The organism is Confluentibacter sediminis, from assembly GCF_003258355.1.
Lineage (GTDB): Bacteria > Bacteroidota > Bacteroidia > Flavobacteriales > Flavobacteriaceae > Confluentibacter > Confluentibacter sediminis.
The window spans coordinates 25,731-46,481 of record NZ_QKPO01000021.1; the positions used below are offsets into that span (position 1 = coordinate 25,731).

15 protein-coding genes are annotated in these 20,751 nt (G+C 33.4%); 9 read left to right on the forward strand and 6 right to left on the reverse strand.

Annotation, left to right across the window (positions count from 1 at the left end; genetic code table 11):
- Positions 1-4: 4 nt before the first annotated feature.
- From DKT72_RS16345 to DKT72_RS16360, 4 genes are all read right to left on the reverse strand, one after another.
- Positions 5-676 carry a 3'-5' exonuclease gene (locus DKT72_RS16345; RefSeq protein ID WP_111309820.1) on the reverse strand — a complete coding sequence of 224 codons (672 nt, stop codon included), beginning with the start codon at positions 674-676 and terminating at the stop codon, positions 5-7.
- Positions 677-680: 4 nt separating this feature from the next.
- Entirely contained in the window at positions 681-2,597 is a 1,917-nt protein-coding gene (locus DKT72_RS16350) for a DUF294 nucleotidyltransferase-like domain-containing protein (RefSeq protein WP_111309821.1), read from the reverse strand.
- 37 nt (positions 2,598-2,634) lie between these two features.
- Entirely contained in the window at positions 2,635-3,249 is a 615-nt protein-coding gene (locus DKT72_RS16355) for a fumarylacetoacetate hydrolase family protein (RefSeq protein ID WP_111309822.1), read from the reverse strand.
- Between the two features lie 324 nt (positions 3,250-3,573).
- Entirely contained in the window at positions 3,574-3,999 is a 426-nt protein-coding gene (locus DKT72_RS16360) for a hypothetical protein (protein WP_111309823.1), read from the reverse strand.
- A gap of 217 nt (positions 4,000-4,216) precedes the next feature.
- On the opposite strand from DKT72_RS16360, the gene DKT72_RS16365 reads away from it, so the two are divergent.
- A complete protein-coding gene (locus DKT72_RS16365) occupies positions 4,217-5,983 on the forward strand; it encodes an ABC transporter ATP-binding protein (RefSeq protein WP_111309824.1) in 1,767 nt (588 codons plus the stop codon).
- A gap of 387 nt (positions 5,984-6,370) precedes the next feature.
- Here DKT72_RS16365 and DKT72_RS16370 read toward each other — a convergent pair whose 3' ends face one another.
- On the reverse strand, positions 6,371-7,573 hold the full coding sequence (locus DKT72_RS16370; protein WP_235841750.1) for a multidrug effflux MFS transporter: 1,203 nt from the start codon (positions 7,571-7,573) through the stop codon (positions 6,371-6,373).
- 98 nt (positions 7,574-7,671) lie between these two features.
- Here DKT72_RS16370 and DKT72_RS16375 point away from each other — a divergent pair, with 98 nt between their 5' ends.
- The 6 genes from DKT72_RS16375 (at position 7,672) to DKT72_RS16400 (ending at position 16,276) form a co-directional block, all read left to right on the forward strand.
- Positions 7,672-8,256, forward strand: a complete 585-nt coding sequence (locus DKT72_RS16375; RefSeq protein WP_111309825.1) for a Crp/Fnr family transcriptional regulator — start codon at positions 7,672-7,674, stop codon at positions 8,254-8,256.
- Positions 8,257-8,413: 157 nt separating this feature from the next.
- A complete protein-coding gene (locus tag DKT72_RS16380; RefSeq protein WP_111309860.1) occupies positions 8,414-8,992 on the forward strand; it encodes a YceI family protein in 579 nt (192 codons plus the stop codon).
- Between the two features lie 171 nt (positions 8,993-9,163).
- A complete protein-coding gene (locus DKT72_RS16385) occupies positions 9,164-10,189 on the forward strand; it encodes a zinc-binding metallopeptidase family protein (RefSeq protein ID WP_111309826.1) in 1,026 nt (341 codons plus the stop codon).
- A 79-nt stretch (positions 10,190-10,268) separates the two neighbouring features.
- Positions 10,269-10,883, forward strand: coding sequence for a DEAD/DEAH box helicase (locus DKT72_RS16390; protein ID WP_111309827.1), 615 nt, complete (start codon positions 10,269-10,271; stop codon positions 10,881-10,883).
- A gap of 652 nt (positions 10,884-11,535) precedes the next feature.
- Positions 11,536-14,724: a SusC/RagA family TonB-linked outer membrane protein gene (locus DKT72_RS16395; RefSeq protein WP_111309828.1), complete on the forward strand. Its 3,189-nt coding sequence runs from the start codon at positions 11,536-11,538 to the stop codon at positions 14,722-14,724.
- Positions 14,725-14,737: 13 nt separating this feature from the next.
- Positions 14,738-16,276 (forward strand): SusD/RagB family nutrient-binding outer membrane lipoprotein, encoded by a 1,539-nt coding sequence (locus DKT72_RS16400; RefSeq protein WP_111309861.1) that lies wholly within the window; start codon positions 14,738-14,740, stop codon positions 16,274-16,276.
- A 496-nt stretch (positions 16,277-16,772) separates the two neighbouring features.
- Here the strand turns inward: DKT72_RS16400 and DKT72_RS16405 are convergent, their stop codons facing one another.
- Positions 16,773-17,234 carry an Lrp/AsnC family transcriptional regulator gene (locus DKT72_RS16405; protein WP_111309829.1) on the reverse strand — a complete coding sequence of 154 codons (462 nt, stop codon included), beginning with the start codon at positions 17,232-17,234 and terminating at the stop codon, positions 16,773-16,775.
- A 173-nt stretch (positions 17,235-17,407) separates the two neighbouring features.
- Here DKT72_RS16405 and DKT72_RS16410 point away from each other — a divergent pair, with 173 nt between their 5' ends.
- Together DKT72_RS16410 and kbl are read left to right on the forward strand one after the other, a co-directional pair.
- A complete protein-coding gene (locus tag DKT72_RS16410; protein ID WP_111309830.1) occupies positions 17,408-18,358 on the forward strand; it encodes an NAD-dependent epimerase/dehydratase family protein in 951 nt (316 codons plus the stop codon).
- 12 nt (positions 18,359-18,370) lie between these two features.
- Positions 18,371-19,558, forward strand: coding sequence for a glycine C-acetyltransferase (gene kbl / locus DKT72_RS16415; RefSeq protein ID WP_111309831.1), 1,188 nt, complete (start codon positions 18,371-18,373; stop codon positions 19,556-19,558).
- The last annotated feature ends 1,193 nt before the right edge of the window (positions 19,559-20,751 follow it).

The following is a 20,751-nucleotide window of genomic DNA, read 5'->3' on the forward strand; positions in this document are numbered from 1 at the left end:
ATGATTATCCTTTTAAAAGATAATCCCATTTTAATACGTTTCTTTTATCTAAACGTGAAATTGTTTTTAAGAATACCAGAGCGGTAATTAAGGCATCTCCAATAGATGTATGCCTATCTGCCATAGAAACGTTTAGTTCTTTGCACAATTCATCTAAAGTGTAATGCTTTTTTAAGTTGCTATGATATATAATGTGCTTTGATTTAGAAAATAATATGCTGGTATCTATAAAGTCGTTTTTTAGTTTTCCCAGACCATGCCTTAAAAGCATTTCGTTTACCATACCATAATCAAAACCCGCATGGTGGGCTATTAAAATATCATTCTTTATATATTTTAAAAACCTTTCAATGGCTTCTATTTCTGATACTTTTTTTAAATCACCATCTTTTAAAATTCCGTGTATTTTTACGGTTTCTGGTTTGAAAATATCTTGTTTTATATAGATTTCAAAGGTGTTATTGGCTTTAATGGTTTTGTTTATAATTTCTACGGCTCCCAAAGATAATATACGATCTTCTTTTTTATCGAATCCGGTTGTTTCTGTATCCCATGCCACAAAACGTGTTTCATTAATGGGTTTTTTGTTTTTTTTATCAAAACTACTAATGTAGTCTTTCCAGAAATCTGGATGATTTTTATTGTATTTTTTTTTGAAAAGCCAGTTCCAAATCATGGGTCTAAAAATTTGCTAAATCAAAACGTAATTTGAGAGTCTCTTGCATATCATGTAAAGGTTTGAAACAGCGTTTTAGTTTTAACTTTTCTTCTTTAGTTAAAGTCTCAAGTTCAATTAATTTTCCAGAGTCATTATGTAAAATGCCCTGTTTGGTTTTGAATTTTAAAAGGGCTTTAAAGGCATAAGCGCACGATTCGTAAAGTTCCTTATTATTAGGTTCTAATTCTGCCATTTTTTCAAAACGCTCATAGGTGTTATTAATACCTCGTACTTGATTGCTCAATACTAGCAAACGAGCGGTATCTATTAGTGGCATTAGGGCCCTATATTTAATATTAAACAGGTCTTTGTGTTCACCATTTTGTTCTACCAAGAATTGTTTGAAAAAACCAAGAGGTGATGGATTTTTAAGCGCATCTCTGGCTAAAAAGCGAATGAATAATGAGGTTTCGTTAAGTGTTGAATAAATAGCATCTGTTAATTCTTTTTCAAGATTCAGATTTCCGTAAATATGATTGTAATCAAAAAAGATAGACGATAATAATATGGCTTTATCATCCGGATTAAGGATCCAGTCTTTAAACTGTGCTTTCCATTGGGTAATAGATTTACACCAAACAGGATTGCTAGCCATCATGTCGGCTTCACAATATTCAAAGCCTATTTTGTTTAAAGACTTTGTAACCAGTTTTGCTAAGTCTAAAAAATAAGCCTGGGTGTCTTTATATTTTTCTTCCGCAACATCTTCAAAAACAAGTGCATTATCTTGATCTGAAAACAGTAATTGCTCCTTTCTACCTTGGCTACCAAGTGCCAACCAAGAAAAAGTGACCGGTGGAGGCGTGGGCATTTTTTCTAGAGCAATTTCTATGGCTTTCATGGTTACCGCATCATTTATTTGGGAAATGATGTTGATAATATGCGTTAAAGGAATATTTTGCTCCAAATAACTCTTTAACAAGCCGTTGGCTTTTCTTCTAGCGGTTCTTAGGGTTTTTGTTCTGCTAGCTCGTTTAATATCTTTGAGAATGGCTGCGGGGTTATTTCCTAAAGCAGTAATAACATCATGATTAGTTAAAACACCTACTAATTTGGAGTTGGGAGTACCATCTTCTGTAATACACAAATGGCCAATATTATACTTTATCATTTTTAATTGGGCATCTGCAACGGTTAAGTCTTTTTTATCAGACATAACAGGAGAAGACATGATATTGGTTACAGCGGTTGTAATGGGAAACAAACCAGTAGCTATTTTGTTTTTTATATCGCTACTTGTAATAATTCCCAAAGGGTATTTTTTATCATCAACAACAATAATACAGCCTATTTTGAATTCGCTCATTTTTATAGCGGCATCTTTTAAGGTAGAATTCTCGTTACAACAAATGGGGTTTTTGGTATAATCCGCTGTTTGAAAGTTTGCAATATCTTGAGATGTGTTTGGTAAATAATCTACAAATATTTTCGTGTTTTCTTCGGCAGTATATGGGTCGTAAGCATTAGATGCAAAAGATGTGATTAGGTATTTATAAACTTTTACGTTGTTTTTTGTAACAGATTGGAAAATCTCAATAGGAATACCGTATACAATAGATTCTTCGTTAGCAATGGCGGTAAGTTTGTAGTCTTCTTTATTTATGAGTGGTCGAACTCCAAAGATATCACCAGCATCATTAATATTGACCATATGTTTATTGTCATCCATATCATGATGATATAAACTAACGCCACCGTTTCTAACGATATAAAAATACTCATGAAATGCTTCATCTTTTTTATATAAGACATCGCCTTTTTCTAAATAGATAATACTAACATCGCTAGCTATTTCCAATAGATGTTTTTCTTTTAAAAGATTAAACGGAGGAAAATCTTTTAAAAAATCACTAATACGTTCTGCTATAGAGTTTTTCATAAAAAAAAACTTACTTCACCTTTAAGTGGATATGTATTTATATCATTTTAAAATCCAATAATAAGTCACCTTCAATAGATGCTTGTAAATGGTCACCTTTAAAAGTGGAGCCTGCACCAATTGCTGGAGTTCCAGTGAATATAAGGTCTCCTGGCATTAAAGTCATATATAAAGATACAAATGTTATAATCTCACTAAAGTTATAAATCATTAAGGCCGTATTGCCAACTTGTTTTTGTTCGCCGTTAATAACTAAATCGAAATTAATGTTATTTAAATCAGGAAAATCAGAAACGGGTTTAAACGAAGACACAGGTGACGCCCCATCAAAACCTTTTGCTAAAGCCCAAGGACCTTTTTCATTTCTACTTGCGGTTAATACGTCTTTTGCAGTATAATCAATTCCGACCCCAATATCAGAAATATAAGAATTGGCATCTTTTAAAGCAATATCTTTTCCTTGCTTTCCAATTTTAATGACCAATTCAACTTCATAAATCAGTTCTTTGGTAATGGATGGAAATAAAACATCTTTATTACCTGTGACCAGCGTGGTATCTGCCTTTAAAAATATGGTTTGAAAGCCTGTTTTTAAAGTGCTAATTTCGGTTTTATCACTCACATAATTTTTCCCGATTCCTATAATTTTCATATTTGTTTTCTTAATAAATGACTAAATCTTTCAAATGTTAAAAGTAACAAAATAAAAAAGCAATTTAGTATGCTGTATCATGTTTTGTTATAAATTTACTAGTATTTAAAAATTAAATTATTTCAAAGACTCAAAACATAAAAATATCATGGCAAAATCTCAAGACGCAAAAAAGAATGTTAAAAAGGAAGCCCTTTTAACACCCAAAGAAAAGAAAGCTGCAAAAATAGCTAAAAAGGCAAAACGCACCTAATCAGGATTTATTTAAAACAAAAAACACTCTGAAAAGAGTGTTTTTTGTTTTATCATTGTATCACCAATGTTTTAGTATTTATAGAGAATAGTATCGTCTGAGTTTTTTATGTTAAGTTGCAATTTATTGCTACCTTCTAGTCTTAAATTTGAAATCTCAAATGTTACTTCTTTGGTAATTAATGCATAACATAATTCTTCATTTTTTAACGATAATCTTAAGGTTCTTTGAGGAAGTCCCAATTTTAAAATATCTCCTGAGTCGATTAGTTTTAATTCCCAACTATCACCATTGCATCCACCTGATGTAAAATTGATTTTAAGACAGCTGCCATTTATTTCTAAATTATTGATTATTAAACCGCCAGAAGGAGCATTTTCATATTCATCAGAGCTAATTATTGTTGTAAATTGGCAATCTGAAGTGTTATCATCATTTTTGCTACAAGCAAATGAACCAAAAAATAATACAAATGCTACTAAAATTCTATAATTCATAATTTTATTTTTTAATTAGATGTTGAATTTTAGAATTGGTTGCGTCTAAAACATTAAAAACGTGTAAATTAACTTAAACAAATAGTTGATAATTATTACACTTCTAATAAAATACTTTTTCACATTTACGATATTGATTTACAATTATAAATTTAAGATATAATGGTTGTAAAGATTGGTTAATTTAGCAGACTATTAGATTCAATAAAAACAATTCATGCAACATTTTAAAAATACCACGAAATCAAAAAATAAAGGAAAAGTAACCATGGCAACTGCCTTTAAAACTATTATTTGGCCAAGGCGAAATTTGGTGTTTATTGGTTTAATACTCATTGTGTTAAGCAGATTGGCCAGTTTGGTTTTACCATGGAAAAGTAAAGCATTGCTAGATGATGTGATTCCGAATAAAGATTATGAACAACTAAAAAGCTTATTAATTATAGTAGGATTAGCCATTTTGGTTCAATCGGTTACCTCCTTTTTGTTGACAAAGATTTTAAGCGTTCAAGCACAATATTTAATATCAGATTTACGGGCTCAGGTTCAAAAAAAAGTATTGTCGCTGCCTATTAGCTTTTTTGATAACACCAAATCTGGAGCGTTGGTATCGAGAATTATGACGGATGTTGAAGGTGTGCGTAACTTAATTGGTACCGGTTTGGTACAAATGGTGGGTGGTACGATTACCGCCGTTATTTCGTTGGTTTTATTAATTAGAATAAGTCCTTCTATGACCTTATTTGTCTTGGTGCCAGTAGCTATTTTTGGATTTATTGCTTTAAAGGCGTTTGGATACATTCGCCCCATTTTTAGAAGCCGAGGAAAAATTAATGCCGAAGTTACAGGAAGGCTTACCGAAACTCTTGCTGGTGTTCGGGTTATTAAAGCGTTTAATGCTGAAGAACAAGAAAATAAAACCTTTGAAAAAGGTGTGGATAGATTATTCCAAAACGTAAAAAAGAGTTTAACCGCCACCGCTTTTATGACGAGCTCTTCTACGTTTTTATTGGGAATTGCTTCTACAGGTATCATGGGAATTGGGGGGTATAAAATCATGGTTGATGAATTAACAGTTGGTGATTTCCTGTCATTTACACTTTTGCTGGGTTTTATGATTGCCCCTATTGTACAGATGAGTAATATTGGAAGTCAGTTAACCGAAGCTTTTGCAGGTTTGGATAGAACTGAAGAATTGATGAATATGACTGCTGAAGAAGACAACGAACAAAGGACGATTACCTTGGAAACTATAAAAGGAGACATAGAGTTTGATAATGTATCGTTTTCTTATGAAGCAGGAAAAGAGGTGTTGCACAACATTAGTTTTAAAGCCCCAGCGGGTTCTGTAACAGCTCTAGTGGGAAGTTCTGGTTCTGGAAAATCGACCATGGCCGGCTTATCGGCAACATTTTTAACCCCTAAATCTGGGGTTGTTACCATTGATAATCAAGATTTATCTAAAATAAAATTAAGTAGTTATCGCCAATATTTGGGCGTTGTTTTACAAGATGAATTTTTGTTTGAAGGCACTATTAGGGAGAATATATTATTTCCAAGACCCGATGCCAGTGAAACTGATTTACAAAATGCTGTAAAAGCAGCTTATGTAAACGAATTTACGGATAGATTTGATGATGGATTAGATACTTTGATAGGGGAGCGGGGCGTGAAATTATCAGGAGGTCAACGCCAACGGTTAGCTATTGCCAGAGCTATTTTGGCGAATCCGAAAATTATTATTTTAGATGAAGCAACCTCCAATTTAGATACGGAAAGTGAAGGTTTGATTCAGAAAAGTTTATCAGAATTAATGAAGGACAGAACCACCATCGTTATCGCACATAGGTTAAGCACTATTAGAAAAGCTGATCAAATCCTCGTTATTGAAGCAGGGAAAATAGCGGAGCGTGGTAATCATGACGAGTTGATTGCTTTACAAGGGCGTTATTACGATTTATATACCTACCAGGCTAAAATTTAAATGTGTTGTTTATGAAAATATCCGATTTAAATTGAAAAAATATGGCGAAACTAATTGTAGATATTTAGTGGTATTGAATAAAGAAGCTGAACTCGTTAAAAGTTTTGAAGAAGATTTTGATGAAATTTTATAAGCATTCAAATCAATTCCATCAGATAAGTTAGCATACAGATATGCTAAAGATAAATTGAGCATTAAAGAGGTTTTTTAGCATATATAGATACAGAACACATTTTTATGTATCGTTGTTTTAGAATATTAAGGCAGGATAAAATGCCTTTGTCAGGAATGGAGGGAATATATCTGCTAGAACAGTAGCATTCAATACTATCGGGCATAATAAGTGGTATATTAACATCTTAAAAGAACGTTATTTGTAAACCTATTTTATTGGCTGAATTGACTCGGTTTTCTTTTTAAAATGGCAAAAGCTATAAAAGATAAAACTCCAAAAATTGAAAATCCAATAAAAAGAGGCAAAACTGAATGGTCAACAAATTTGCCAATGTAATTTGCAATAGGAACCGCTAAAACCGTAGAAATAAAACCATTCAGTGCAGCACCAATACCAGCAATATGTCCTAAAGGTTGCATGGCCAATGCTCTTAAATTTCCAAAAAGAAAACCAACAGCAAAAAATTGTAAAGCAAAAAAGCAAACGAGAATACCAATACTTGGGTTTATACCAGACCAAAAGATAGCGACGTAAGAAAGGGAAATTAAAGCATAGGCGATGGTAGCCAAATAAGCAATACGCATCATACCATATTTTTCAACCAATCTGCTATTTAAAAAAGTGGCAAACCCAATGGAAATTGCCAAGCTGGCAAATATATAGGGAAACATATCTCCCATTTGGTATTGATTTTGGAATATTTGTTGTGAAGTACTTAAATAAACCATAAAAGAACCAGTAATAAAGCCAGAAACTAAGGTATATCCCACGGCTTCTTTATTACCAAAGAAAATTTTAGCACCATCTATAAAAAGATGTGAAGTAAATTTAATACGTCTCTCTTTAGGCAGGGTTTCTGGTTGTCGAAACCAGAACCAAAACATGATTAAGGCTCCAAAAATTAAATTAAAATAAAAAATTGCTTTCCAGTTCCAGATATTTATTAATAATTGACCTAAAGTAGGTGCTATTATGGGTATTAAAAGAAAGAACATCACTACTATAGATACGATCTTTGCCATATAATTGCCACTATAAGTATCACGAATCATAGAAATGGTTAAACTTCTTGGTGAAGATAAACCGATGCCTTGAAAAACTCTTGCAATAATCATAACCTCAAAATTTTTAGTAGTTAAGCAGATAAAACTGGCGATTATAAAAACCGAGAAACCGATAAAAACAATAGGTTTTCTGCCAAAACTATCCGATAAAGGACCGAAAACCAATTGTCCAAATCCCAATCCTAAAAAAATCATGGTTATTAATAACTGATTGTCATTAGGGTCTTTAACCCCAAGAGAATTTCCTATATCTGGGAGGGCGGGTAATAAAGCATCGATAGATAGGGCTACAATTGGCATTAACGAACCCATTAAGGCAACGAATTCTAAGCGAAAGGTATTGTTTTGCATCGTGCAAAAGTAGAATAATTAAATAAGATAAAAATGCCAATCAAGTTATTAAGCATTCTAATATTTTTAAATTTGTATTTAAATCTTGCTCTTTTATTATGAAAACAAAACCTCTTTTAAAGTATATAGATAATTATGTTTCCCTAACAAAGAAGGAAGAAGATTTTCTTGTATCTAAAGTTATTTATAGGAAATATTTAAAAGGACAATATTTGGTTCAGCAAGGTGATATCTGTAAATATACTTGTTTTGTTATTTCTGGCTGTACAAAAACTTTTTATATGGATGATTTGGGGCAAGAACATATCATGATGTTTTCCATTGAAGATTGGTGGACATCTGATATGGGGAGTTTTATTAACCAAACCCCAGCAGATTTTAATATTCAGTTTTTAGAGAACACTGAGTTGATTATGTTTTCGTATGAGGCTATGGAAGATTTATACCGGAACATTCCTAAATTAGAACGTTTTTTTAGACAAATTATAGAAAAAGCGTTTATAGCATCACAAAAACGGATTGTTAGAAATTTAAGTATGACGGCCAAGGATAAATATCTTTATTTCAAAAACCAATATCCTCAAATAGAGCAACGTATCCCTCAATATATGGTTGCTTCATATCTTGGTATTACCAAAGAATTTTTAAGTAAAATAAAAAGTCAGCTACTTTCGGAAGAGTGAAAATGTTAAACTAAGTTAACAAAATTTAATAAAATAGATTATTTTCTATCTTCGTAAGTTATTAGAAATTTGCATTGTAAAATCAGCATGGTTTTTGATAAAGATTTCAGATAAAGAAAATAAACAATCATTAAACCAATTAACAAAAAATAAAAACATGAAAAACAAAATTAAAAGTTTAGCAATTGTCGCGTTAGTGGCATTTACAACATTCTCATTTATTGCCGTTAGTGCGGAAAAAAAGGAAATTAAAACAGACAAAAGTAAATTAGTTTGGAAAGGTTATAAATTCACAGGATCTCACGATGGTACTATTGGTATTAAATCTGGTTCTTTAACTTTTGAAGGAGATAAGTTAACAGGAGGGGAATTTGTAGTAGATATGACTTCTTTAATAAGCTTAGATACAGAAGGCGGTATGAAAGACAGATTGGAAGGTCATTTAAAGTCTGATGATTTCTTTGGCGTTGAAAAATATCCAACATCAACTTTAGTATTTAAAAAAATAGAATCAACAGGGAAAAACACATATACAGTAACTGGAGATTTAACTATCAAAGGAATCACTAAACCTAATACCTTTAAAATATCCATTTACGGTAGTAAAGCGACAGCTAATTTGAAAGTTGATAGAACTTTGTATGATATAAAATTCAAGTCAGGTAGTTTCTTTGATAACTTACAAGACCAAGTAATATATGATGAATTTGATTTAGTAGCAGATTTGCAATTCTAAACCCAATCCATTTTTATAAAACAAAAAAGCGTTCATATTATGAACGCTTTTTTGTTTCAAGTCATTTTTAAAATAATAGTCTACCTTGTATTTATATAATTCAAACGCATAATTATGTAAGGTTCAAAAAGCCTTTAAGATTTAAATTTATCTTTTATAATTTAAGTTAGAATGAAAATTTTTAAATGTCCAAATTGTAGTTCTCCTGCATTTTTCGAGAATACCACGTGTCAATATTGCAATACGGCTTTAGGCTATAATCACTATTTGGATATATTTGAAATACCTGAAAATTTCCATGATAATACACGTGGTCATTTAAAACTTTGCTCTAATCATCAATGGGGTGTATGTAATTGGTTAGTGACTCACAATGAAAGTTCCGAATTTTGTTTAGCATGTAGTCTCAATAGAGTCGTTCCTAACCGATCTGATATTGGAAATTTTGAGAAGTGGCAAAAATTAGAAATAGCTAAACACCGATTAATTTATCAATTACTGAAACTTAAATTGCCGATAAAATCAAAGTCATTATATGAAGAAGGTATGGCATTTGATTTTTTATCAAATAATAAAGATGAAAATATATATACGGGTCACGCAGATGGTGTGGTAACCATACTTCTCACGGAAGCTGATTCAGTTCATCGAGAACAATTACGTAAACAAATGAACGAACCATATCGAACACTTTTAGGGCACTTTAGGCATGAGATAGGCCATTATTATTGGACGCTATTATTTAATGATTCTAATATTGAAGGCTATAGAAAATTGTTTGGAGATGAACGCGTTGATTATGGAGAGGCATTGAAGGATTATTATAAAAAACCAGATTCAAATAATTGGAAAAACAATTATATTACTAAATATGCAAGTTCCCATTCTTGGGAAGATTGGGCAGAAACCTGGGCTCATTATTTACATTTAATGGATACATTGGAAACAGCCCATAGTTTGGGTATGGAGTTTTCGCCAGAAGAACAACACATTCAAAAATTAGTAGTAGATAAATGTCCAAATCCCTATAGTACAAAGAACTTTCAAGATATATTTAATGCTAGTGTTGCATTAACTTGTTCTGTAAACAGTTTAAATAGATCTATGGGATTACCAGACATCTATCCGTTTGTAGTTCCTGATAAAGTAGTTGAAAAATTAACCTTTATTCATAATTTATTGCAAAGCAAAAGTTAATAAGTAAGTTTTTGCTTTGTTGAGGTATGGGTTTGAATGTTTAAAAAGTTATCTTGCCCCATAATTGATTCAACTTAACATGTCCTTTAAAAAATTAATAGAACCACTACAAGAGATTTTGAAACAAAAGGAATTCACGCAAATGCTTCCTTTGCAAAAATTAATACTTTCAAAAATTAAGGGAGGTTCCAATTTGTTTATTATAGCACCCCAAGGAAGTGGTAAAACTACAAGCTTAATTATAAGCGTTATTAATAAATTAAATGGAGAGGCCTTTGAAGATGCCCCTAGAGCATTGATTTTTGTAAAAGACAAACAAGCAGCATTAGATTTAGAAACTGAATTTAAAGAATATACTAAGGGAACAGATTTGCGTATTTATTGTGCTTATGAAGAACATAATATAGAGCTACAACGTGAGGAACTCTATTTGGGAACCGACATAGTAATTGCAACACCAAAACGACTAAATCGAATATTTTATTTAAACGGTATCAACTTAAATAAGTTACAATTATGTATTATTGAAGATGCCGAGTTTTTATTTAGAAACAATCATTTGGCTGAAGTTACTAGAACTCCTGAAAGTATAGCCAAATGCCAATATCTTGTTTTTTCTACCAAATTTGATAATAGGTTTGAGAGATGGCAAGATTCCTTTATGTACAATTCTCAAATTATTACACATACATAATTATAAGTTTGAAATATTTTTCAATAAAAAATGACATGTCATTTTTTTAAAACTATAATTATTAAAAACAACTTCTTAATCTTTTGTTGTAAGGCTTCTTGTTAATTACTTAACCATGGTTTAAATGGTTTTTTGGCTCTTAATTTTTTTTTAAAGCCTATTTAGTTTTATTTAAAAAAAGCAGTAAAAAAAAACATAATGCTTAAAATCGATGCATAATATTATGGTTTTCTCTAAAAAATGAGATTTCTTTACGTGTAAAAAAAACACTTTAAATTTTTTTTTAAAGAAAAAATATTGTAAGTTCGATTTATAAATGGTCATATAGATTTCAGAATTAGCAAGAAATGGTTAAAAAATTACAGTAAAAATAGTCACTTAATTAATTGAAATTAGGTGTTTTTTTTGTGAATAATTGTAGGGTTAAAAAGTAAATATTAAGTGTATCTACTAACATTTATATTTATTTATGCTCTTTTTTAGATTTTTAAAACAATCAATTTAATATGGAGATGGCAATCTGGTTCCTGGTTATTCAAAATATTACATATTGATTTAGCCTTTTCTCTTTTTTAGCAAATTCTATTTATCGTTTATTATCAACTATTATTAACTAAATTATTATTAACTAATTTTTAAAACAATTAAATCAATGGAGAGTAAATTTACAATTTATTGTAGTCCGAGGCGATTGATGCGAAATGCAATCATGCTTCGAACCATTATGTTTAGTGCGATGATGCTTGGCATGTTTAGTTTTGCCCAGGCTCAAACAGTTACTGGTAAGGTAATTGATGCTAACGGAGTACCTTTATTAGGTGTGAACGTGTTATTAAAAAATACGAACACAGGTACGGTAACAGATTTTGATGGTCAATACCAATTGTCAATTGGGGGGCAAAGTAATGCGACTTTAACATTTTCATATATTGGGTATGAAACTAAAGAAATTGTAGTTGCAGGTAAAACAGTTGTTAATGTAACTTTAAATGAAAGTGCTTCTGCACTTGATGAGGTTGTGGTAACTGCTTTGGGTATTAAAAAAGAGTCCAAAAGATTAGCTTATTCTGTTGAAACTGTTGAGGTAGCAGATCTTCAAGCTAATAGAACCAATAATATTGGTACAAGTCTTGTAGGTAAGGTTGCTGGTTTAGATATTTCACCACCTGCTTCTGGTGCTGGATCTAGTACAAAAATCCGTATGCGTGGTCAATCAGCGTTTGATGGTGCAAATAATGCCCCGCTTATAGTTATCAATGGTCTTCCAATAGACCAAGGAAACCGAGGAGCCGATGGTCCAAATGGTACCCGTGACCGTGGTGATAACATGTCTAACATCAACCCCGATGATGTTGAAAGTATGACGGTGTTAAAAGGGGCTACTGCAGCAGCGCTTTATGGTTCTAGAGCTTCTAATGGTGCGATTATTATTACAACTAAATCTGGAAATAAAAATCAAGGTATTGGTGTGGAGTTAAGTTCTAGTTTTACGGCCAACACGGTGTTGGATTTTACAAATTACCAAACGGAATATGGTTTAGGAACTGGTGGTTTAAGACCAACGACTCAAGGACAAGCGGCTGGTAATGGTCAGTTATCATGGGGGGAAAAATACGATGGGGTATTAACGCCTTCGTTCGATGGTATTATGAGACCTTATTCTGCTTTAGGTGTGGGCAGGATTAAAGACTATTACAGGACAGGGAATGCCATGACTAATTCCATTGCATTATCTGGTGGTGGGGCTAACGGAAGTTATAGAGCCTCATTTGCTCACACACAAGCAGATGGTATTGATCCCATAAATACTTACACCAGAAAGGTTGTTAATTTAGGTTTGAATCAACAAGTTACAGAAAAGCTAAGTTTCTCTTTAAACATAAACTATACAAACGAGTATAATAACAATCCACCTCAAGTGGCTCTACAAGGACAAGGCGCAGCTAACTTCTTGCACAGAATATCTTTAACCATTCCAACAAGTGCCCTTAGGGATAATAATTATGATCCTGTAACCACTACAGAAAGGGTAACTTCTGGTTTTCAACAAACATTGCTTAATCCTTATTATGCGAATGATCGTATCTTTTATCGCGATACTAGAAATCGTTTGCTAGGAACAGCTACATTACGATATGAATTTACTGATTGGTTGTATGCACAAGGCAGGATCAATTACGATTATTCGACTACGTTCAATGAGAGAAACAATCCTACAGGCATAGGCACTAGCAACCCTATAAACCAAGCTAATGGGGCATTTTCTGGCTCTTATAATGTGGATAATGGTTATGGTACCGATTTAAATGCCGATTTCTTATTGGGCACAAATAATGTGTTTGGCGATTTTTCAGTAGATGTGAGTGTTGGTGGTAACATTTTTAAAACGAAAGACAGGAATTTACGTATGGGTGCAACGGACTTTCTCGTAAGAGATGTTTATTCTATTGGTAATGGTGTAACCTTTACTCAATTTTCTGATTTTGGTAGAAGCCAAGTGAACTCCTTATATGCATTTGCTGATTTTGGTTACAAAGGTATTTTGTTTTTAAATGCTACAGGCAGAAACGATTGGTTTTCTGTATTAGATCCCGCTCTTAATAGCTACTTTTACCCATCTATAGGTGGAAGTTTTATTTTCTCTGAAGTGATAGATGCCGGTTGGTTAACCTATGGTAAATTAAGAGCTACTTATGCTGATGTAGGTGCTGTGGCCGGTGTTGGTTCGTTTTCTGGACTTTTATCTTATAATACTGCTATTAATTCTTTTGATGGACAAAAGCTAGGGTCTATTGGAGGGAACGGAACCATGCCGAATCCACTTTTAAAACCTTATAGTGTATCAGAAAAGGAAATTGGATTAGAATTAAGAATGTTTAAAAGCAGGGTAAATTTGGATGTTGCCGTTTATGAAAAAACAACTACAGACCAAATTTTACCTATTCAATTTTCTCAAACGTCTGGTTATACTAACTCTAGGCAAAATCTAGGATCTTTACGTAACCGTGGTGTGGAATTTTTATTTGATGTAACACCTGTGCAAACAGACAGCTTTACATGGAATAGTGCTTTCAATGCTGCTTTTAATGAAAGCGAGGTGTTAAAGTTATATCCAACATCAGATCAGCATCTAGTTGCTAACTTTGGTGGTAACGAATTTTTAGGAAGGCTTTATCATCAAGTAGGTTTGCCATTAAATCAAGTGTCGGCCAGAACCTATTTAAGAGATGACCAAGGTAGAATTCAAGTTAGAGCTAATGGAACAGTTATTGCAACTAATGATTATGTATATTTTGGTAGTGCGCTTCCGAAATGGACAGGTGGTTGGACCAATACGTTTACTTATAAAAACTTGAGTCTTTTGGTTCATACGGATTTTAAAGCTGGAGGTAAAGTCATCTCTTCAACAGCTTTAAATGGTTTAAGACAAGGTCTTACGCAAGCCTCTTTAGTAGGCCGTGATGGTACAGCACCAATTCCAGATGCTGTTATTCAAGGGACAGATACGCCAGCACCAGCACCTACAGTTCCTCTTCAAAATTATTATGCAGGTTTTAGAAATGACCAAATTGGTGACCCGTTCATTTTCAAATCAGATTTTATCAAATTAAGAACCATTTCATTAACATATGATATGAGTGGTATTTTGAGAGATCAAAATAGTTTTATAAAAAGACTTACCTTATCTGCAACGTGCCGTAATGTGGCTGTATTATACAAAGATATACCAGATTTAGATCCTGAGGCGTTTGCTTCAACTGGAGATACACGTGTAGGTTACGAGCAAACCACATTACCTACCACTCGAGACTTTACTTTTACCGTAAATGTTAAATTTTAAAAAAAACATTTTTATGAAAACAATAAGAAATATTATTATTACCTGTTGTGTCTTTATGGGACTGACAGCGTGTGATAAGGGGTTTGAAGAGATAAATACAAGCCCTTATGCCATAAACGACCTTGATGCGTCATTTTTATTCGCAAATTCGCAACAAGCTTTAAATTTTGGATCTTGGGAAGGCGAAGCCACGATTGTTCAGTATTTTCAAAATGGTTATGATTTAGGAGCTACTTCTGGGTTCCAATTCAATAAAAACGTTAATAATTTTAATGAAATACGTTGGGGTAATTACGGTGGCCCTATTAAAAACCTAGTGCAAGCATTGCATAATATTGAAGGGGATCCAACCCGAACAAATTTAAGAAGTATGATGCGTATTTGGAAAGCACTTATTTTTATGAATTTGGTGGATACGCATGGTGATGTGCCTTACAGTGAAGCAGGTAGAGCCTATTTGGATGGTATCATAGCACCAGCATATGATGACGATGCGGCTATTTATGAAGATTTATATACTGAAATAAAAGAAGCGTCAGCCGCATTAAATCCTGCAGGAGATATTGTTACCGCCGATCTTATTTATGATGGTAATATCACTAAATGGCAAAGAATGGCTAACTCGCTATTATTGAGATTGGGTATGCGTTATTCCAAGGTAAATCCAACCAGAGCTGCACAAATAGCATTAGAGGCATTTAATACTGGTGTGATGCAAACCAATGCAGATGATTGTGTGTTGTTCTACAATACTTTATATACTAATGGTATGAATGGTATAAGTGGTAATAATGCACGTTACTATTATATAGAAAAACCTTTAATTGATCAGTTTAAGTTAACCAATGACCCACGTTCAAAATACATTACTGGAAAATATCCAGATCCAAATATTGTGTTGAATACACCACCAGATGTAACTCTTGCAAATCAACAAGGATTTCCTGTTGGTTATAGTGATCTTACAGTTGCTTCGTCTCCAGGGGCACCTGTCCCAGTTACAAAAGTAGGTGGTCTGGATTTTTCCCAACCAAATTATTTTGCTATGTTTTCTATATTAGCGCCTAGGTTTTTTATCACGAATTCCCAAACCAAATTACTTTTAGCAGAAGCTGCTTTTAGAGGTTGGATTCCCGGTAATGCCCAAGCGTTATATGAGGAAGGCATTAGAGCAAGTATGAGTCAGTATACGCTTTACCCTGGTGGTTATGGTGCCATCTCAGTTTCAGATCAGGATGCTTACATCGCCGATACAGATGTTGCTTACAATGCTACGGATGCTCTTAGATTAATTAATACTGAGTATTGGGTATCTAATGTTAATAACCCCTTAGAAGGATGGTCAAACTTTAGAAGAAGTGGTTTTCCTGCATTAACTCCAAATCCCTTAGTAGGTGATCTTCCAGCTATCGGCTTTGTACGTAGGGTACCTTATCCAACTCAAGAAAGTGGATCAAATCCAGATAGTTATGCTGCGGCTCGAGCAGCTATGGGAATCGCCGCGGATAGTAGTAATGACCTTTCTGTTAGAGTATTTTGGGATAATCCTTGATAGAAATGACGTTCTGAATGCGAATTAATGAATAAACAAGAAAAAAGACCTTTCAATTTTTTGAAAGGTCTTTTTGTTTTTTAAAATTATGTTTTTTTATTTACTTAATTAATAATTAAAAGTGGGATTTATATCCTATTGCCATGAAAGAAAACATCTTTTATATCTACTTAGAAATACATTGGTCAGAAATTCTGGGATTCCAAAAATAAGAAAGTCAAAAGATTACAGACTTGTGTCTTATTAATAAATCCTTTGATATTAAAAAAACTTATTGAGGTTAATGAGTTTTTTATTCCGAAGGTATAAGTAAGAGAGATATTTTACCATTAAGAACGTCTGATTTTAAGAAGGTTGGGTTGTCAATGATATGATGCATAAGTGTTTTATTGTTAGTGAGATTCAACAGACTTATTTCGAACTCATATCGTTCCAGCAGTTATATCAATCTGTATGGATTTAAAACTATCAAGGAAAACGGCTTTTAAAAGAGGTACTAGACATCATAGGCCGTGGTATAAAAGATTTCTTTGAGTACAAAATAGCTTTCCAAAACCCCTATATTCTCAATTCTGGAAAGCTTTGAACGGATAAATTCATGGTAGGCATCTAGGCTTTCTAAATTAATCTTTAGAAAGAAATCTACTTTCCCGGCCATATGATAGCATTCTTGGACTTCATGCAGTGCCTTGATTTGACGTTCAAATTTATCTATAAATCCTTCGTTGTGATACCGCAAGGACACCATGCAAATGGCCGTAATAGGCTTGTTGATCTTGGTTTTGTCCACTAAAGCCACGTATTTTTTAATATACCCTTGTTTCTCCAAACGACGAATACGCTCATAGACAGGAGAAGCTGTCAGATTGAGGGTTTTGGCAATGGCCTTCGTCGTTTTCTTGGAATCCTTTTGCAGGATTCTCAAAATATTAAGGTCTATAGTGTCAAGTGTTTCCATAATATTAGATAAAATTACTGGTATCTATTTTAATTAATATATGTAAAAGTAATAAAATATAAAAATATAGATTATATTAGATAAAAATACTTATTTATAGCTATTTTGTAGGTTATTAATTCATATTAAACCGTTATTTAATAATTTTGTATGGATTTAAATTGCCAGTTTTCATGACAGACACTATATTAATTATCGGAGCGAATGGCCAATTAGGTACTGTATTGACCAAAAGCTTACAGAATGCTTATGGTCTTGACCGCGTCATCGCATCAGATATTCATAGAAGTACTTCATTTGAAGGCCGGTTTGAAATACTAGATGCCAATCAATTTGAGGCCATCATGGAATGCTTGGTCAAATATAAGATTACCCAGGTCTATCATTTAGCAGCGATCTTATCGGCCAATGGAGAAAAGCGACCTATACCTACTTGGAACCTCAATATGAATACCTATTTTAATGTCCTGGAAGCGGCTAGGCTTGCCGAAGTGTCCAAGGTGTTTTTTCCGAGTTCCATAGCGGTCTTTGGAGATCATATTCCCAAGATTTATACACCTCAGAATGGAACTTTGATACCATCAACCGTCTATGGAATGAGTAAGGTGGCTGGAGAAAATTGGAGCCATTATTATTTCAAACGCTACGGACTCGATGTCCGTTCCATTCGATATCCAGGGATCATCGGATACCAATCGCTCCCTGGGGGCGGCACCACCGATTATGCTGTGGATATTTTTCATAAAGCAGTAGCGCACCAAGTCTTCGAATGCTTCCTAAAACCGGATGCTATGTTGCCCATGATTTATATGGACGATGCCATTAGGGCGACCATGGAATTGATGGAAGCACCTAGCCAAAACATCAGCGTTAGAACAGGTTATAACGTTGCAGGTATGAGTTTTACACCAGCGGAATTAGCCCAAGTAATTACAGGTTTTTTTAGCGATTTTAAAATCTCTTACCAGCCAGATTTTAGACAAAACATAGCAGACTCGTGGCCAGAGAGTATCGATGACACCCCAGCCCAAAAAGACTGGAACTGGAAACCGGCTTTTGACTTGATGACCATGACTCGAGATATGATCAAACAGTTAACGCCTGACAATTCAATTAAACCTTAATACCAAACAACTATGTACGGAACCATAAAAAAGGCATTGCAAACAGAACTTAAAGAGATTACCGACAAGGGACTCTATAAAAAGGAGCGTGTCATCACGTCTAGACAAGGTGCTGAAATCAATACGAATTCCCAAAAAGGATTACTGAATTTCTGTGCGAATAATTATCTGGGATTGGCTGCCCATGAAGACGTCATTGCCGCTGGCATAGAGGCTCTCCAAACACATGGATTTGGACTGTCTTCCGTTCGATTCATTTGTGGTACGCAAGATATCCATAAAGTACTAGAGGAAAAAACGGCCGAGTTTTTGGGTATGGAGGACTGTATTTTATACGCTGCTGCTTTCGATGCCAATGGTGGGCTTTTTGAGCCCCTGTTCTCTGATATGGATGTCATCATCTCCGATGAACTCAATCATGCCTCCATCATTGATGGCATCCGACTTTCTAAGGCCAAACGCTTGAGGTACAAACATAATAATATGGTCGACTTGGAAACCCAGTTGAAAGAAACGGCTTCCTCTAGACGTCGCATCATAGTTACTGATGGATCCTTTTCTATGGATGGGACTATTGCCCAAATGGATAAAATCTGTGATTTAGCAGATACCTATGATGCCTTAGTGATGATGGATGAATGCCATTCGACTGGATTTATGGGGGCTACAGGACGGGGTGTACATGAATATCATCAGGTTATGGATCGTGTCGATATTATTACAGGTACCTATGGGAAAGCCCTAGGAGGGGCTTCAGGTGGTTTTACGGCGGGTAGAAAGGAAATCATAGATTTGCTTCGACAACGTTCGCGCCCTTATTTATTTTCTAATACTTTAGCGCCAGCTATTGTTGGAGCTTCTATAAAGGTGTTAGATATCATTTCAAAATCTACTTATCTCAGGGATAAACTGGAAACCAATACTGCTTATTTTAGATCAGAAATGACCACTGCTGGTTTTGACATTGTACCAGGTACTCATCCCATTGTACCCATCATGTTATATGAAGCACAAATAGCACAAGATTTTTCTGCTAGACTGCTTGAAGAAGGTATTTATGTTATTGGATTTTTCTATCCAGTAGTACCACATGGAAAGGCTAGAATCCGTGTCCAATTGTCCGCAGCTCATGAGTTAGACCATATTAAAACGGCTATAAAAGCCTTTATAAAAGTTGGAAAGGAACTTCGAGTCATATAAATAAACATATACCAAGCCCCATTGAATTTGCCAAATTGTCAAGTGTAATAAGGGGAAAATATTTGTCTCGATGGATTGATACCATCACTAAAAGCGTTCAAAGTGTCTATGACAGCTAGAAGTAGTTGGTGTTTTTTACATTCTAAATGCTTCATTTTTATAGTTAAAAGGCATAACATTTTCAAATCTGCAGCTCTTGTGAAAAGCACCTTTATATTTTACTATATCCTCCATAAGTATACTTAGGCATATAATCAAGCTTCCGGAAAAAAATCAGATTGAAGTTTAAGAAAATTATCATAGGTGGTTTTTATATTTTAAAGTTTTTTCATTTATTATTTATAGAGATGGATTTAAAAAGTGCATCATAATAGTATCTTATCTCAGTATGTTACTAGAATTTTTCCCTTTTGCTTTTCACCGTTAGTACATTTTTTATGGTATACTCATTAAATTTTATAATTTAAAAGTAAAATAATCTTTTAATTTTCATTAATACTATATAATTTACTTAATTTTTTTATAATTATTGATATTAAATATGTAAATAAATACTTTTATAAGATAATTATACTTTAATAATGTAAGGTTATAGTTATTTGTTTTTTGATGCTTTTGGAATCAAATAATTAGATTTTAAATACAATTATCGTAGAGTGAGACACATCATTAAAACGAGTTTAAAAATAGTGTTGGTATTACCGTTTGGTCATACAGTCTAATGTCATGCAACCAGCGTATTGGCGGGTTCAAGTGTCAATACCTGAAGCTCATATAAATGATGTTGGGGAATTGGTATTTTTTAGTTGGTGAAAGGGATAGTAGTACAACAGGTTAGATTGAATTGACCAGAATGATTAGAACCTATCCCTTTAAAATAGTAACAAAAACGAATTGAAAATAAAGGTCTATATCTATTGGTTAAAAGAACGTTTTTTGTTCTCTTTTGACTAATATATAAAAAAAGTGACTAGGTCATAGTACTAAATGACTTTTGAATTGGATTGATTAAAAAGAATAAAAGTGTTGCAGACTATAAGGGTTTTATAGTATTTCAACGTCTTATATAAAAATTTGATAAAACAATAACATTTAAAGTTACGAAGGCATGCATATTTAAAATCTAAAATATCAACACGTCGGACTTCTGAAGAAAAGAGTTGAACGTGTTACCAGCTAGGAACCATATAACT

Excerpts from the sequence above, each read along its gene's own strand:
- DKT72_RS16405 (WP_111309829.1), bottom strand. The coding sequence starts at position 17,234 with ATGGAAACACTTGACACTATAGACCTTAATATTTTGAGAATCCTGCAA.
- DKT72_RS16380 (WP_111309860.1), top strand. The coding sequence starts at position 8,414 with ATGAAAAACAAAATTAAAAGTTTAGCAATTGTCGCGTTAGTGGCATTT.
- DKT72_RS16370 (WP_235841750.1), bottom strand. The coding sequence starts at position 7,573 with ATGCAAAACAATACCTTTCGCTTAGAATTCGTTGCCTTAATGGGTTCG.
- DKT72_RS16395 (WP_111309828.1), top strand. The coding sequence starts at position 11,536 with ATGGAGAGTAAATTTACAATTTATTGTAGTCCGAGGCGATTGATGCGA.
- kbl (WP_111309831.1), top strand. The coding sequence starts at position 18,371 with ATGTACGGAACCATAAAAAAGGCATTGCAAACAGAACTTAAAGAGATT.
- DKT72_RS16410 (WP_111309830.1), top strand. The coding sequence starts at position 17,408 with ATGACAGACACTATATTAATTATCGGAGCGAATGGCCAATTAGGTACT.
- DKT72_RS16350 (WP_111309821.1), bottom strand. The coding sequence starts at position 2,597 with ATGAAAAACTCTATAGCAGAACGTATTAGTGATTTTTTAAAAGATTTT.
- DKT72_RS16345 (WP_111309820.1), bottom strand. The coding sequence starts at position 676 with ATGATTTGGAACTGGCTTTTCAAAAAAAAATACAATAAAAATCATCCA.
- DKT72_RS16355 (WP_111309822.1), bottom strand. The coding sequence starts at position 3,249 with ATGAAAATTATAGGAATCGGGAAAAATTATGTGAGTGATAAAACCGAA.
- DKT72_RS16375 (WP_111309825.1), top strand. The coding sequence starts at position 7,672 with ATGAAAACAAAACCTCTTTTAAAGTATATAGATAATTATGTTTCCCTA.
- DKT72_RS16365 (WP_111309824.1), top strand. The coding sequence starts at position 4,217 with ATGCAACATTTTAAAAATACCACGAAATCAAAAAATAAAGGAAAAGTA.
- DKT72_RS16400 (WP_111309861.1), top strand. The coding sequence starts at position 14,738 with ATGAAAACAATAAGAAATATTATTATTACCTGTTGTGTCTTTATGGGA.
- DKT72_RS16385 (WP_111309826.1), top strand. The coding sequence starts at position 9,164 with ATGAAAATTTTTAAATGTCCAAATTGTAGTTCTCCTGCATTTTTCGAG.
- DKT72_RS16360 (WP_111309823.1), bottom strand. The coding sequence starts at position 3,999 with ATGAATTATAGAATTTTAGTAGCATTTGTATTATTTTTTGGTTCATTT.
- DKT72_RS16390 (WP_111309827.1), top strand. The coding sequence starts at position 10,269 with ATGTCCTTTAAAAAATTAATAGAACCACTACAAGAGATTTTGAAACAA.